Annotated in this window: 15 protein-coding genes; 7 read left to right on the forward strand and 8 right to left on the reverse strand. The window is 39.7% G+C overall.

Going from position 1 to position 16,266, the window contains the following annotated elements; translation table 11 throughout:
* Positions 1–79 precede the first annotated feature (79 nt).
* The 8 genes from R2Q84_RS06540 to R2Q84_RS06575 all read right to left on the reverse strand — a co-directional run bounded on the left by R2Q84_RS06540 (position 80) and on the right by R2Q84_RS06575 (position 7,312).
* Positions 80–409: a metal-sulfur cluster assembly factor gene (locus tag R2Q84_RS06540; protein ID WP_316815730.1), complete on the reverse strand. Its 330-nt coding sequence runs from the start codon at positions 407–409 to the stop codon at positions 80–82.
* Entirely contained in the window at positions 396–1,688 is a 1,293-nt protein-coding gene (locus R2Q84_RS06545; protein ID WP_316815731.1) for a hypothetical protein, read from the reverse strand. The genes R2Q84_RS06540 and R2Q84_RS06545 overlap by 14 nt, the downstream gene beginning before the upstream one ends.
* Positions 1,688–2,500, reverse strand: coding sequence for a DUF2249 domain-containing protein (locus tag R2Q84_RS06550; RefSeq protein ID WP_316815732.1), 813 nt, complete (start codon positions 2,498–2,500; stop codon positions 1,688–1,690). Before R2Q84_RS06550 ends, R2Q84_RS06545 begins: the two co-directional genes overlap by 1 nt.
* A gap of 10 nt (positions 2,501–2,510) precedes the next feature.
* On the reverse strand, positions 2,511–3,218 hold the full coding sequence (locus R2Q84_RS06555) for an anaerobic ribonucleoside-triphosphate reductase activating protein (protein WP_316815733.1): 708 nt from the start codon (positions 3,216–3,218) through the stop codon (positions 2,511–2,513).
* A 136-nt stretch (positions 3,219–3,354) separates the two neighbouring features.
* Positions 3,355–3,951, reverse strand: a complete 597-nt coding sequence (locus R2Q84_RS06560) for a Crp/Fnr family transcriptional regulator (protein ID WP_316815734.1) — start codon at positions 3,949–3,951, stop codon at positions 3,355–3,357.
* 22 nt (positions 3,952–3,973) lie between these two features.
* The gene (locus R2Q84_RS06565) at positions 3,974–5,956 is read right to left on the reverse strand and encodes a TonB-dependent receptor domain-containing protein (RefSeq protein ID WP_316815735.1); all 1,983 of its coding nucleotides are present in this window, start codon (positions 5,954–5,956) and stop codon (positions 3,974–3,976) included.
* A 43-nt stretch (positions 5,957–5,999) separates the two neighbouring features.
* Positions 6,000–6,818, reverse strand: coding sequence for a FixH family protein (locus R2Q84_RS06570; protein WP_316815736.1), 819 nt, complete (start codon positions 6,816–6,818; stop codon positions 6,000–6,002).
* A 119-nt stretch (positions 6,819–6,937) separates the two neighbouring features.
* Positions 6,938–7,312 (reverse strand): hypothetical protein, encoded by a 375-nt coding sequence (locus R2Q84_RS06575; RefSeq protein ID WP_316815737.1) that lies wholly within the window; start codon positions 7,310–7,312, stop codon positions 6,938–6,940.
* A 197-nt stretch (positions 7,313–7,509) separates the two neighbouring features.
* On the opposite strand from R2Q84_RS06575, the gene R2Q84_RS06580 reads away from it, so the two are divergent.
* The 7 genes from R2Q84_RS06580 to R2Q84_RS06610 all read left to right on the forward strand — a co-directional run bounded on the left by R2Q84_RS06580 (position 7,510) and on the right by R2Q84_RS06610 (position 16,227).
* Entirely contained in the window at positions 7,510–7,932 is a 423-nt protein-coding gene (locus R2Q84_RS06580; protein WP_316815738.1) for a hypothetical protein, read from the forward strand.
* A gap of 124 nt (positions 7,933–8,056) precedes the next feature.
* Entirely contained in the window at positions 8,057–8,518 is a 462-nt protein-coding gene (locus R2Q84_RS06585; RefSeq protein ID WP_316815739.1) for a YciI family protein, read from the forward strand.
* A 200-nt stretch (positions 8,519–8,718) separates the two neighbouring features.
* Complete coding sequence (locus tag R2Q84_RS06590; protein WP_316815740.1) at positions 8,719–9,312, forward strand: RNA polymerase sigma-70 factor; 594 nt, start codon at positions 8,719–8,721, stop codon at positions 9,310–9,312.
* 61 nt (positions 9,313–9,373) lie between these two features.
* Positions 9,374–10,480, forward strand: a complete 1,107-nt coding sequence (locus R2Q84_RS06595) for a FecR family protein (protein WP_316815741.1) — start codon at positions 9,374–9,376, stop codon at positions 10,478–10,480.
* A gap of 156 nt (positions 10,481–10,636) precedes the next feature.
* Positions 10,637–14,107 carry a SusC/RagA family TonB-linked outer membrane protein gene (locus R2Q84_RS06600; RefSeq protein WP_316815742.1) on the forward strand — a complete coding sequence of 1,157 codons (3,471 nt, stop codon included), beginning with the start codon at positions 10,637–10,639 and terminating at the stop codon, positions 14,105–14,107.
* 92 nt (positions 14,108–14,199) lie between these two features.
* Complete coding sequence (locus tag R2Q84_RS06605; protein WP_316815743.1) at positions 14,200–15,531, forward strand: RagB/SusD family nutrient uptake outer membrane protein; 1,332 nt, start codon at positions 14,200–14,202, stop codon at positions 15,529–15,531.
* A gap of 9 nt (positions 15,532–15,540) precedes the next feature.
* Entirely contained in the window at positions 15,541–16,227 is a 687-nt protein-coding gene (locus R2Q84_RS06610; protein ID WP_316815744.1) for a DUF4843 domain-containing protein, read from the forward strand.
* The last annotated feature ends 39 nt before the right edge of the window (positions 16,228–16,266 follow it).

Here is a 16,266-nt window from a genome sequence, read left to right on the forward strand (position 1 = left end):
AGACACAAATTTACAGCGTGAAAAACCTGCGGTTTATGATCTCAATCACATTACACCTATTAAACCAACTTACTGATGATCAACCTCCGCGAAGTGCTTTTATACCTTCTGCAGGTATGGTACGGTAATTCCATTCCGGCTCCCAAACCAGATCGACCTGTACTTCGTAGCCGGGGAAACTACGTAATAAACAGTTTTTTACACCCGATAAAATGCTCTCACTCATAGGGCAGTTCTTTGATGACAATGTCATCTCGACCAAGATATGTATTAGATCCACCTTCACATGATAAATCAATCCAAGATCCATTACATTAACATGCAGCTCCGGGTCAATCACTGTCCTCAAAGCTGTCACAATAGGCTGCTGCATGGTAGCTAAAGATTCCGGAATATCAAACGTCGTCATAATCTTCGATTTTAGTTTCGTGTAAAAGAAGAGCAACCAGCTGCAACAAATAACTCAGGGCTGTTATCATCAAACTGACTGCGGCAATCATTTTAAGTGGGTAAGAATTCAACAGAAATCCAGCCAGGAAGCCGGTCAGGAAAAATAAGAAAGCAGCAAACTGCACGTAAAGTAAAATATTGTTAACCAAATCTGAGGGAAGTGGTGTTTTAACTTTACCCACCAACTGTTCATAGTGCTTTACCCATACAATAAAAGGCAGGGTTTTAAAAGTCTGCCCCTGGATCAGCATACTGATCCAGCCCATAAAAATCAAACCTCCGTAACAGGTAGATAACCTTACTGCAATTGCATCATTTTTTAAATGCCAGTATAGAATAAAAGGTAGGATCAACATTCCTGCAACAAGAAAAACAAAAGAGAACAAACTCTTCAGCATCGGCAAATCAATTTCCTGCCGGATGCGGAATTGAAAACATCTGAAAATATAAAACAGGTACGAAAAAACTCCAGTTGCCCCAATTGACAAAATCAGGTAGGTACGATAATTGATCCCATAAAGGTAGCCATCAACAAGGAACAATAACAGTGCTGCATTGATAAGATAATACGACCAGGAGAGTAAACCAGTTCTTACATATTCAGAAACCAGGAACATGGGCATCAGCTTTGCGCTGACACCAATGATGAGCATAAGAAACCAACCTGCGATCCCCATATGTGCATGCAACCTCAGGAAATGCAAATGGTCCTTCTGCAAGAACGGATACTGAAAATTAAAAACCATCAACGTTCCCAGAAAAGCAGTCAAACCAAGCCATAAACATGCTGTTAGTATAAAATCCTGAACAATAAATGACTGTTTTTTATGTCTGACGGTAAAAAAAACGTTTATATTTACCAATACGATTGCAGTCAAAATCAGCATAGCGGCCATCTGCATAAGGTGTCCGGGATCAAAAACCCAAAAGCAATAAATCAGCAGGATAATTCCGGATGTAAATAAAACCAGGCTATACCAGGCCAGTTTAGTGCTGTATAATTTCGTTTCCAGAATTACAGGCAGCAATTGGTACAATGCACCAAAAATGATCATGCTCCCCCATCCCAGGGCTGCCATATGGGTTAGCGCTAAAATTTTCGGCTGAAAATAATGACCTGACAATGCTTCAACCGAAAACAAAAGCATTACAGAAAGCGCCAGAAAGAACAAACCTGCGATTAAATAATGAGCCGTCACAAGCTTATAAAGGGGTTGATGATGACCGACAGTACTCATTATCTGTAAATTATAATATCAACTTCATGGTTCTCTTTTGGATTGAGCAGATAAATCAGTCCTTTCTTTTTGAGTTCCGGGAGTAAGTATACCGGAAGCTTTTTGTGGTAAACATACAGCAACTCATCCGTTTTAAGATTTTCAATAACACTCAGAATCCGTAACATAGGTTGTGGCATTTCCAGTTCGCGCACATCCAAATACTTAATTTTATTCTGGCGAAAGCGGCTCATAACTTTATCAAAAAGTTTAGATGGTACTTCAGCTGCAACCTCCTCCGTTGATCGCGTAACACAGAGTTCAGATCTCGTTTTTTCAAACCAGGTAATCACTAGTTTGTCACTCACTGTTTCACTAAAAACAAGAAATCCTTTTTCGGCCAGTAAATGGATTAAAGGTACCGGTTCAAAGGAGTTAATGATCTTCATTCGCTCACCTATGCCTATTTTTTTTGCCAACCTTAGAATTTCTTTCAGCGGATCTTCATTCCTGGAGAGGAAAGGACGGACATCCAGTTCATAAACTATTGTCTGCCGGATAAAATCAATTGCATTTTCATTTGCTGTCTCCGAAACAGCAACGTCCTCATCAATAACAAAACCTATGGCCCTCATGTTGTTGAAAAAGTCCTGCTGACTACAGCCTCCTATTTTACAAGCTTCAGCAATTGTTATGCGACTTGCCAGCAGCTTCCGCAGTACTGGATTGCGCAATTTTGAGAAATTGCTGTTCAGTTTAATCAGACTATCCATCACTCCTTTCATGTCGGCATCCAACAGTACTTTTATCCGTGTATTCAAATCAATTCTCATCGCTACTTTTTTATCTGAAAACCAAATCTATATGATATCTCGAATGAGCTGCATTTTCTAATTCACTGACGATGTCTTGCATGTTGAAAGTACTAATGGAATGTCCTACATTACCTACTGTAGGCACACCGTTAACAAATTGCTGAATGTAATAAGTCCCTTTGTATTTCATTAAACTCAGGTATCGCATCATACGCTCCAGGTCGTTCTCTTTGATCAAATCAGAATGAACAGTAGTTCTAACCTCAAATTTTTGCCCTGATGCAATCAGAAAGCTTAAGGTATGTTCAAAATTCTCAAACAGATCTGAGCCAGTTATCGCTTCAAACTTATCAGGCAGAGCCTTAAAATCCAACGCGATATAATCTGGCAGCTTCAAATTAACCAGGTGCTCTATCATCAGCGGTCGTGATCCGTTAGTATCGAGTTTAATCAAAAAGCCCATCGCCTTGATCTCTTTCATCAGCCAGATTATTTTACTGTGCATTGTGCATTCTCCACCGCTCAGGACAACGCCATCCAGGATCCCTTTTCTCAGTTTCAGGAATTCCAGAACCTTTTCAAAGTTGATGGTCCCCTTACCTAAAACAATCTCAGGATTGTAGCAGTACACACAACGCATATTGCAGCCCGCAAGCCGAATTATACATGCAACTTTATCCGGGTAATCCAGTAAAGTGAACGGGGTGATGTTATATATTGGTGTTTGATCCTTCATACATAGTAAAATTTTATCGTTTAAAGGGCAGAACTCATGTTAACGTTATTATCATCAAAGTTATCAGCCCCTGAAGCAGGCCTTTATGATCTCACTCATAAAAAAGAAAAAAATTAACCTCGATCGGTCACAAAATTTACCGGTAAACTTTACGGTTGCTGATCACCAGTTCTCCCTTCTTTTCCAGCGATTTTATAGAACGAATAACCGTTTCTACTCTCAGCCCTGTCAGATCAGCAATTTGTTGTCTGGTAATTTCTACCTTATAGCTCTCCCCTACGGGTACTTTATGGATCTTTGTCTTAAAGTAATCCATCAGCTTTAACACCCGGTGTTCAGGTTCCTGGGAAGCAATTTCTGAAGCCATTATAGACTTATAATAAAGTCTTTTCGCCAGAATAGTTGTTACATTCAGATGAATTTCCGGATTGGCCATCAGCAAATCCATGAACTTCTCTTTGGGTAAAAGAAAAACTTTGGAACAGACAATCGCTACTGCATTTGCGGGATAAGTGTCTTTAAGAAAAAGCGGGGGTTCACCGAAACTATCCCCCTCACTGAAAAGCCCCTGGACAAATTCCTTTCCCTCATCATTGAAATTATTCATTTTTATTGCTCCACTATGGATCTGGCAATAATACCTCGGCAGCTCTCCCTGATTAAACAAAACTTCCCCCTTATCAAAACTTGCAAGCCTGGCGCCAAAACGAGTCAATAAATGTTCATCAATCATAATTATTAAGGTTAGTCATTACTTAAAATTTTAATGTCAGCAAGCCATATATGTTCCTCCCTGGTCTTAGCACTTTCCCCCAGTCCAGGTGGTCTGCATAAGCTTTGTCAAGTAGATTTTCTATACCGGCAGAAAATTCAACTGTGTACTTCTTCATCACAAAACCATAGCCTGATCTGAAATGAAACAAGGTGTAGGCAGGGCTAACGCTTTCACCAAAGTCGACATTGATCTGAGTTTGACTGGTACTAACTTCATTCTCGGCCTGGAAAAATAAAGCCTGGTGCCGGAAACGGACGCTGGTCATAATTTTTAAGGGAGCAATCAGTGGTAACGGAATATTTTGATAGTCTTTCCCCCTCAGCCATTTCCAGGTGTTATTAACCGTCAGATGCCGATTAAACAGCTGATAATTAAAACTGCTTTCGGCTCCGAAAAGTCTGGCAGAAGGAATATTGACATACGAACGTACTGCACTCGCCCCAATCGTCATCACACTTAAATCGGATTGTGTTTTTCCGATGATGTAATGGGCTACATGACTACCAAAGGCACTCAACTTCCAGGATAAGTCTTTCGTAGTATACAACAGATTAAATTCCGCATTCCAGGCCTGTTCGTTTTTCAGTAGTGGATTTCCCACATAATCGTGATTGTCCATCTGGTTAAATAAATAGAAACCGTAACGTTCAGAAGTAGTAGGAAACCGTTCATTAAACCCGGCATTAAAATAAACACTGAACTTTGAACCTAAAAACCGTGTGTATCCGATGTTTGCATTTTTCAATATCCGGTTAACCGGTCTGCCGACATCATATCCCATCACTGAAAACTGATCCTGTCCCATTTCGTCTGTAACTCTTGCATGAGCAGCTTCAACCCTTAACTTTAATGCAAGGCGGCTCTGATCTGAAATATACATCTCATCCTCGACAAAGAGTCCGGCTACCACCTGGTGGTTTTTCGGCCAGGTCAGCATAAACATGGGCGCAGCCCCTTGAGGATACATTGTCATATCGGCCCGTACCCTATTATAATAAAAGTCAGATTTCAGCTTAATAGTATGTATTCCAATTCTTTGGAGCTTCAATTGTGCAAAGGCACCTAATGTGTGGCTTTGCCCTGGCATATCCATATGCATAGCCGTTGCAGGCCTCTGTGTGTCATCCATAGCATGCCGGATACTGTTGGCATAAGCTTTAACTTCCAATTCCTTAAAAAAACTCATTTGGTTTTTCCGCTCATAAGTGACAGAAGCAATTCTGGCTTTTGCATAGCCCACATCCATAGGCAATGCAGGAAACCCGATGTTCCAGCCATCGTCCCATAGTAAGTCTGCCTTTATCGTACTATTTTTGCTGATGAGGTATTTCCCGGAAATACTGGTATTCATTTTACCATACCCGGAGAATGCGACAGTATTGTTTCTGCCATCGGTATAATCTCCTCCTTTGCGATAAACCCCACTCAAGCGAACAGCCCATTTTTCTTCACTATAATTCATAGCCAGTACATTTTGGGTAGCGGCAGCAGCCGAATAATATCCAGTAGCTAAACTTCCAATTAGTCCGCCATCAGTACTGATCGATGCATCAGCCAGCTTTAAATTCAGTGTTCCGCCAATAGTCGCTCCCATTCCAATACCATCTCCACCAAAACTGAGATCTATACTTTTTAGATTTACAGGTTCTGTATAAATAGTTACAGGATCCATCTTATCCGTACAGGCACCAAAAATCCGCATTCCATCAATGACCACATTGATCTGTCCCGCTGAAAAACCTCGCAGAGTAGGCTCCATACCAATAGCCCCCCGTCTAACGAGGTTCACTCCTTCTATTCTGGCAAGGATATCCTCGGTACTGGCTAACATAGACGATTGGTAGAAGGCGGTTTTCGGTTGTTTACTTTTCTTAATCGTATGGATTTCTACTTCTTTTAATGACAGCTCCCTGACTACACTATCCTGCTTGTTCTGCGCTACAGCCAGGGATACCGAAAACATCAGCACAATTGTTATGACAGAAGGAAGAGCACAACACATATATTTAAAAACTAAGGTCAAAAAATGTATTGATTTTCTGCCTGTCCCTGGCCAGTTCAAGGTTGATCCTCCAGTCACCTGTCATCGTAAAATTGACCTTACCTTTATAAACCCCATTTTTAGCGTATACGGGATTAACATTATTAGGAGATCCGTGCCCCATGGCCGGCATTTCAGGGGTAACGCTTAGCAGATAGTCTTCAGTGGGGAGAAAATTCATTTTATCCTGCTGACGATAAACAATCATTTCAACCTCATTTATTCCGATTTTCGGAGTGACAGGAAAAAAACAAGCAACAACCAGTTTATCACTTTCAGCAGTTGTCAGCATTTTTACCCGCTCGGATGAGGAAGATCCTACATGCAATCCTAATGTGGCTGTACCAGCCTTGGATTGGCCGCCTCTTTTAACAGCGACTTCTAAAGACCACTTACTTTGCTGGGTATTACCTGGCATCGTAAAAACCGTTGCAAAAGGGAACAGAGTATTTTCAGCGTTATCACTTTCTGGTTGCACACAGGGGGCTGAATGAGACATTTTCATGCCATTCATTTCCATATCCATAACAGGCAGGATTTTGACAACTGCCTTATCAACCGGCTGATTGGAAACAGAATCTTGCAATAACAGAAATAATCGGTTGTACCCGGTTACAAGATCATTTTTTGACCATAATTCTACTTTGGTTGATATTCCCGAAGCATAAGCTTCGGAGATTTTTTTAAGACCATCTTTAGGGTCAGTCATATTTTTATTTTCTGCGTCTTTTTTGCAGGCTATTAAAATGGCCAGTAAAAAGACAAAAGCAAATAGTTTTTTCATTATTGTTTAATATTAAGGAGCATAAAACAGCCGCTTCGCAATGCGAAAAAGCAGACTAGCGTATTAAGATATTTCAGGTAACAATTTGTCAGCCTGCAATATAGAGCCACAAAAATCACTCAAAGGAAAACAGCCGACGGGGGATGAAATATATTGAAATAGATGATATGCATATAATGCACGGTTAAGGAGATATTGCCTTTTACCAGAGCAAATGATCTGACTGCGATCTGTTGAGCAACAACGATAAGGAATGAAGGAATCTCCAGCTGTTTTTCTATTCCGGAGGCTTGCCGTTCATTCTTTTCCGCTTCAGCCAATCTCTTTTTTAGGAAACACTTTCCTTCGCAATGCATTTCAGGTTTGTCCTTATTCTCACAAAACGAGGAAACTATATATGTTTTATGCAATTGATAACTAGCTACCAATCCCAGTTGGACCAGGCACTGTGCACCTAAGAGTAAAATTAACACGATACTTATTAATTGTTTCATCTTGTGATCACAACCTTTATTCCGGTGGTAAAAGTAATCACTGTATAGATGCGGCTTAATGATTAACATTGCTTAAAAAGCTGATCCTTATCACTTTTAAGTAGCAGTACCTTAGTGATGAACATCATATTAAAGTCTGATCACTATCAATCAAATTAAGAAATATTAACCCAAAATTTACGAATAATTTCTTAGCTATGACAACAACAATAGAAGACAATGAACTGAATGCAGAGTTACAAGAACTCTACCTTACAGGCAAACAATGGTTATCAGATCTGGACTTTTTTGAAAACGAGCTTATCTTTTTAAAAAAACTCAGTCAGTCCAATGTTAAACTTCCTGATGAAGATAATTTTTCAGAGAGACTAAGAACATTAACAGATCATTTTAGGAATTTAAAAACTGATATTCAACAATTCATTCAAACTCTAGGTATACTTACCGTAGCGACTCAGAAAAAAATAGAGCTGAGTTTTCTGGAAGACCATATACAATTAAAACTCAAAATTGAACAATTGCTAAAAACCTTCCGGACTGAAAGAAAAGCTATTTTCTCGCTCTCCCTGGGAAACCGGTCGACAAATAAAGCGGTGCAGGATAAGCCAACCGGAACATAAAAGAAATTGCCCCCTGAAAGTCTATTTTATCAAGTTCAGGACATAATGCATGGCCGGAAACGAAATCCAAAAAATATTTCCGTTCCGATTTTCAAATACTTATCTTAGTATTAAACGGAAGCGCATGAAAACAACCTGCCTACTTGCTTTTTTTTGTTTACTGGTATCCAACCAACTCCACGCTCAGGAAATCAATAAGAACTACGACGAAGCCCTGGCGAAAGAACTGAAGGCAGATGAGTATGGAATGAAAAAATACGTACTGGTCATTCTTAAAACAAGTAATGCACCAGAACTCCCGAAGTCGATAAGAGACAGTGTATTTAAAGGGCATATGGCTAATATCAATCGACTGGCCGCAGATGGCAAACTGATTGTTGCAGGTCCCTTGGGTAAAAATGAAGCTGGATACAGAGGTATTTTTATTCTTGACGTAGAACAAATTGACCAGGCTAAGCTTCTGGTTGACACCGATCCGGTTGTTAAAAGCAAGATGATGATTGCAGAATATTATAACTGGTACGGCTCTGCGGCCTTAAAGGAGACTTTAAAGATTCATAGTAAAATAGAAAAGCTAAAACATTAAGGCCATAGCATAGTTTAGTTTAAACTAAAATTGCTTGGGAAGCTGTCAAAAATGATTTAACAGAAAAAATAATGTTATAGAACAGAAAATGGGCTGTAGATATCGTTATGAAATATGGATTTTTGACCATTATTAAATATTTTCACAAATTTTCATTAACATTGGGCACCGTCTGATAATCCGGAGAATACTACTAAACCATGACTGTTTATGCTTCAAATTCTGATCTGGAACTGGCTACAAAACTTGTGACCGGGGATGAATATGCATTTGCCGCAGTATACCAGCGGTATAAGCAACAAGTATATGGTTTTGTAAAGAAAATTGTTCATGCTGAAGAGATGGCGGCTGATCTAACACAGGAGGCGTTTATTAAGCTTTGGGAAAACAGGCAAAAGTTAGCAGAAGTTCAATCTTTAAAAGCATATGTATTTACAATAGCCAAAAACCATACCCTTACTACGTTAAAAAAGACACTGCAATCTGATACGGCAATGTCTATAATAATCAATGAATTTAAAGAAGACAAAAGTAGCGTAGAAGACAATTTTCAAAGCAAGGAATACGAATCGTATTTTAAAAGAATCTTAGAAAGCCTTCCTCAAAGAACCCGTGAAGTATTCAAACAGTGTCGCGAGAATGGACGAAGTTATGATGAAGTAGCAATTGAACTGGGCATATCCAGAAATGCAGTTAAAAAACATATGGTCAATGCCATGAAAAACCTTGGGGCCTCAGTTAAAAAAGACTTAGGCATACCACTGGGAATACTATTAGCCCTTTTGTTAAAATAATTTTAATTCCGCGGTACCCTAAGGACTACATCTGGAGTCTATCTATTTGTAAGCCCTCAATATGGAAGAAAAAGATTTTTATCAAACACTGGTACAACGTTATCTAAATAAACAGCTTAGCGGCGAAGAGCTTGAAGTTTTTATTGAATTAACCCGTTCAGGAAAACTGGATGCGCAGTTCGATGCAGTTATGGACTTTGAAATCAACAATATGATGAATGTCCAGCCAAAACAGCCAATAACAAGAAAACTATGGTACAAATTTGCCGTAGCGGCGAGTGTACTGTTAGTTGTCGCCACCAGCATTTTCTTCCTTTTCAATCAAAAAAATGGGGTTTTAGTCCAGCAAGATATTGATCCCGGCAGCTACAAGGCTGTACTTACCCTCGCTGATGGCCGTCAAATTGCCTTAACAGACGCTGCAAATGGGAAACTCGCGGTACAAAACGGTATACAAATAACAAAAGCAGCAGATGGGCAGTTGATTTACGAGGTAAAAGACTCAGGGCAAAAAATAAACGATACTCCACTGTTTAATCATATTTCCACACCAAAAGGTGGTCAATACCAGATTAATTTACCCGACGGTACAAGAGTTTGGTTAAATGCGGCATCCAGTCTTAAATTTCCGGCCAGTTTCACAAATTTAAAAGAACGTAGGGTCGAATTAACAGGCGAAGCCTACTTTGAAGTCGCTAAAAACAAAAACCTCCCCTTCCTGGTGTCTACGCATAAACAGAAAGTCGAAGTGTTGGGGACACACTTTAACATCAATAGCTACGACAATGAATTGGCTGTAAAAACAACCTTACTTGAAGGGAGTATAATGGTAAGCACCTTAAACAACACGGTTAAGAAATTGCTTAAACCCGGAGAACAATCCATTTTACAATCTGGTCAGATAGAAGTTAATGCGGTCGATACCGAATCCGAAATTGCCTGGAAGGATGGGAATTTCAATTTTGAAGACACAGATATACAAAGCATCATGCGTAAGCTGGAACGCTGGTACGATCTGGAGGTAATTTATGAAGGTAATATTCCAAAGACCACTTTCGGAGGTAAGATATCAGTCCACAGACCACTGTCAAAAGCACTTAAGCTATTAGAATCAACCGGAGACGTACACTTTAAAGTAGAAGGAAGGAGGATTACCGTGATGCAATAGCTTTACCTTCCCGGTAATTAAACATTAACCAGGAGTGATTGAGCCCACCCCTGGTCAGTGGTTTAAATTATCATCGATTAACACGCTTAAATACCAATCAACTAAATCTTAACCACGCCCCTTTGCATCAAATACAGCGGGCCTAAATTCAAATATATGAATTTTTATTTGGTCAATTCGGTCTTATCCCGAATCCAAAAAATAGACAAGCGAAAATATATAATGCGGATTAACCTGACCATTATAATGCTGACCACATTTCTATTACAAATCAGTGCGGCCAGTCATGCTCAAAAAATCAATCTAAACAAAAGAAATGCTTCTTTACAAGAGGTATTCAAAGAAATTGGTAAACAAACCGGTTTCGATTTTGTGTACAGCACCCAGGTCATGCGTGCAGCAAAACCAGTCAACATCAAGGCAACTAATGTCTCCATTCAAGAGGTATTGAATGCATGCTTTAAAGATCAGCCATTTGAATATGAAATCAATGACAATAGCATATTTATTCGTGCGAAACCCGGTTCCATTAATGTAAATGAAGCCAGTCAAAATGCAGCCATTGTCATTACAGGTAAAGTAACAGACGAGCAGGGCAAGGCTATTCCGGGGGTAAATATTCGTTACCCCGGGCTTAAAGGTGCAGCAATCACAGCCGAAGACGGAAAGTATAGCATAGAAATCCCTGATGGAAATACGGAATTAACATTTACATATGTGGGTTACAAAATGTACAAAGTTGTTCCTAAATCCAGGAAGGTTATCAATGTCCAGCTGGAACCTGTAACCAGTGAACTGGATGCAGTTGTTGTAACCGGTCTCTTTTCACGCCCTACAGAAAACTTTACCGGAGCAGCTACAAGAGTTAGCGGTAAAGACTTGCGCAACATTAATTCAATGAATGTTTTTGATGCGTTAAAAGTACTGGATCCGGCGGTAAGAATGCCTGACAATTTAAACATGGGCAGCAACCCAAATACACTCCCACAAATTAGTTTAAGAGGAACAAACAATTTCCCGGTACGACAGGGCAATTCAAACATACCGGCATCTGGTGCCGATTTTATGTCGGCATATGCAACTAACCCCAGTATGCCGCTTTTTATACTGGACGGTTTTGAGGTAAGCTTGCAAAAGGTTTACGACCTGGACATCAACAGAATTGCCAACATTACCATCCTAAAAGATGCGGTTGGAACCTCTGCTTACGGTTCCAGAGCATCTAACGGCGTTATTGTTATAGAAACCCTGCAACCTAAGCCTGGAAAACTACAGGTAAGTTACAATACAACATTGCAGGTTACAGGTCCTGATTTAACATCTTATAAGCTATTGAATGCTACCGACAAACTACAACTTGAACAAATCGCAGGATTATACAATGGCCGTGACATTCCGGAAAACCAACTTTATTTCGACAAGTTATATTCAAAAAGAAAAGCTGATGTAGAACGGGGTGTTGATACCTATTGGTTATCTCAACCACTACAAACCGGAATTGGAAACAAACAGTCCTTGTTTGTAGAAGGTGGCGACGAATACATCCGCTACGGTGCCAATTTCGGTTATACCAATAACCGGGGTGTAATGAAAGGTTCTTCCAGAAAGAACTATGAAGGAGGAATGTCCCTTTCTTATAGAAGAAAAAACCTTTTGGTACGAAACCAGTTAAACATCAACTCAAACAGAGCTGACAATTCTCCATATGGAACATTTGCCGATTACACCAAACAGAACCAGTACTGGTCACCTTATGATGAAAACGGCAACATCAGAAAAATATTGGAAATCACCTCCAACCCCGGTATACTTGGACAAACCATTTATACCAACCCAATGTATAATTCAACTTTAGGAACAGTTGATTATGCAAAATATTTTGGTGTAAACAACAATACATTTCTGGAATGGCGTTTCAATAATGGGATAAAATTAACGGGCAAACTGGGGATATCCAATCAGAAAGATGAATCTGATGTATTTCTCCCTGCCGATCACACCAATTTTGCCAATATTACAGATTATGATTCTGCCGACTATTTTACCCGCGGAAGTTATGATAAAAAGAATAGCAGCTTCTTTTCATACGATGCCAGTTTATTAATGGACTATAATCGTACTTATGGTAAACACTTGATTTATGGAACCCTGGGTTTATCCGCGGCCGAACAAAATAGCCGTGCCAGCGGAGTTATAGTCAGAGGCTTTCCCAACAGTAAACTTGATGAATTGTTTTTTGGTAATGAGTACCTGAGAAGCAGTCGTCCAAGTGGCCAGAATAACATCAGCAGAAGGGCCTCAATGTTTACAAGCTTAAACTACACCTATGATAAACGTTACCTTGTAGACTTCTCTTTTAACGTTGATGGGTCAACCCAATTTGGCGCTGAGAATAGATTTGCACCATTTTGGGCCGCAGGACTTGGCTGGAACCTGCATGAAGAAAGCTTTATGTCCGGGCTAAATGGTTCCATCATTAACAGGATAAAGATTCGTGCCGGCCTGGGTACAACAGGAAGTCAGCAGTTCCCCCCTTACATGGGAATCAGCACTTACAGATACAGCACTGACCGGGATTACCTGGGTATGCTTGGGACTTCATTAATTGCCTATGGCAACGAGTCGTTACGCTGGCAACAAACGCTTAAACGTAATGTTGGTGCCGACATTTCGCTCTTAAAAGACAGGATAACATTGAGACTGGATGCTTATCTGGAAACTACAAACAATCTATTGCTGGATATCAACACACCTCCGTCATTGGGCGTAAGTTCCTATAAAGAGAATATCGGAAAATTACAAAACAAAGGTATTGAAGGTAATTTAAATGTATTTATTGTTCGCAATGACAAACAGTCTACATTCTGGAGCGTGTTCATTAACGCCATTCACAACAAGAACAAAATACAGGAAATTTCCAATTCCCTAAAGAAAATGAATGCAGCAAATGATGCCACCAAAAACCCGGATGGAACTACCAATACACTTCAGACCAGACCACAGCTCCGTTTTGAAGAAGGACAATCTGTAAATGCAATTTGGGCAGTTCGTTCAGCAGGTATCGATCCAAGCAATGGTCAGGAGATATTCATTAAAAAAAATGGCGCCCTTACTTATACCTGGGATGCATCAGACAAAGTAATTGTTGGTGACGCCCTACCGGCTGTCAGCGGAAACCTTGGTACAAATATCAGTTACAAAGGCCTGCAACTTGGACTTTACTTTAGTTATCAATTGGGAGGAAAGTTATACAACCAAACACTGGCAGACCGGCTTGAAAATGCCAGGATTGTTTGGAATGTGGACGAACGTGTATTGCTGGGCAGATGGAAAAATCCGGGTGATAAAACCTATTTCAAAGGTTTAACAAATCTGGATGGGGTTACCGTAACTACGCCAACAAATGCGACATCAAGATTCGTTCAACGCGATAACTTCCTGGACCTGGAAAGTCTTTCTTTAGGTTACCTCATCTCCGATAAAGCAACAGCAAAATGGGGAATTAAAAATACCCGCCTGAGTTTTCAGGTAAATAACCTGCTTAGACTAGCAACTATACAGGCGGAACGTGGGCTTGATTATCCTTTCGCACGCAACTTTACACTGAACCTAAGTACCTCCTTTTAAATCAAAAGATTATGTTTTATAACAATAAATATTTATACCTCCTGTTATTTAGCCTGATAATCCTGGGCCCTGGTTGTAAAAAATGGTTGAATGTGAACCCAAAAACAGAGGTTAGCGAACAATCACTATTTCAGGATGAGCAGGGTTTCAAAGATGCATTAATTGGAGTTTATACACAAATGGGTGCAAAACCCCTGTATGGCAAGGAATTTACCATGGCTTTTATGGATGTATTGGCGCAAAATTACAATGTAGGCATTACTTCCAACAAATACTATCAGCCTGGTCGCTACAACTACGCCGACATTGCAACCAAAAGTACGATAGACGGCTTTTGGAATAATTCCTATAAGGCAATTGCAAACATCAACAATCTATTAGCTCAAATTGATGCTAAAAAACAAGTATTTAGCAGAGATAACTATCAGATTATAAAAGGAGAAGCGCTGGCTTTAAGGGCTTTTCTTCATTTTGACCTGCTAAGGCTCTTTGGACCTATGCCAGTTCAAGGCTTAAATAGCAAAGGAATCCCCTATCTGAAATCATTTAAAATGAACGTGAGGCCATTTTTAACTTTGACCGAAGTAATTGATAAATGTATTCAGGATCTAACGGAATCCACACGCTTATTGTCGGTAGATAAAGGTGTCTACTATGGTACGAGTGATGTTTTCCGTTCACATACACGTAACCACATGAACTACTGGTCGGCAACCGGATTAATGGCCAGGATCTATTTGTATAAAAATGACCAGCAAAACGCATTGATTAAAGCTAAAGAAGTTATTGATGCAAAAGTTTTTCCGTTTGTAACCTCTGCCGGAATTAGTGGTGCTTTCCCAAGTCGCACTTTTACATCTGAGCATTTATTTGGCTTATATGTGGCAAACCTGCAGGATATAAACGCGGAACTATTTAAAACAGCTGCAAACTCAAGTGTACTAACCAATACCACTACTTTTATCAATAGCCGTTTTGAAGTAAGCAATGGCGGAAGTACCGATTACAGATACCTGTTTTTATGGAAAACTGACGGAACATCAGCTGCAAAATATCCGATAAAATATTGGAGTGATGACGTTAGCTTATCAAGTTCATCTATTAAGAGAATACCACTCATCCGTTTATCCGAAATGTATTTTATCGCAGCGGAAACTACGCCGTTAAGTGCGGACAAAATTAACTTTTTAAACGAAGTGCGCAGCCACAGGGGCATCGCCACCTTACCATTAACTTTAACGACCTCAGAAATAGAAACAGAACTATTTAAAGAATACAAAAAAGAATTCTATCAGGAAGGTCAGCTTTTTTACTATTACAAACGAAAAAACATGAGCCAGATTGAAGGTTATGGCACTCCGGTAGGTACAGCTGTTTACGTACTCCCTGTGCCAGATGATGAAATAGAGTTTAATAATCAATAAAATATTCAAATGAAAAATTATACATACCTACTTCTATTGGTACTGGCTATATTCGGTTCTGGATGTAGTAAGGATGAGTTGCTGTCCTTTCAGGAAAAACCTAAAGTTTACATTTATAAAAAAAGCAATGACCTGGTTAAGGACAGTACAACCTATTCCTTTGCGATCAGGGCAGTTTCAATAGTTCAGGATACTGTTTTCGTTCCATTACGGATTATGGGCGACGCAGCAGCACAAGACAGAACGGTAAATTATCAGGTGATGAGCAAATCTACCGCTGATGCCGATAGCTATCAGTTATTACCTGCAGTGATCAAAGCAAACCAGTTTACAGGGTACATACCGGTAGTGGTAAAAAAAACAGCCGCAATAAAAACAAAAGAAGGAAAACTCTGGCTGTCAATCGCTGCCTCCGATAGTTTTGAACCTGGTGTTGCAGATCAGCTGAACTACCTGATAAAAATCAATGATTTTTTATCCCGACCGTCATCCTGGAGCGATGTATATTTAGGCAAGTATAGCCGGGTAAAATTTGAATTGATTATCAAAGAAACAGGTTACACTGATTTTACAAATGTATCTTTTAGGGAATACCGGTTCATTTCCCAACTCTGTAAAAACGCAGTATTACTTTATCAGGCAGCACATGGTACCATGTACGATGAAGACGATGATGAGGTTATATTTCCCTTTTAGGAAGGGCGTAATCATTTTTTTAAATCACATTAAATTATA

The sequence above is a fragment of the Pedobacter nyackensis genome, from assembly GCF_032678475.1.
Taxonomy (GTDB): Bacteria; Bacteroidota; Bacteroidia; order Sphingobacteriales; family Sphingobacteriaceae; genus Pedobacter; species Pedobacter nyackensis_A.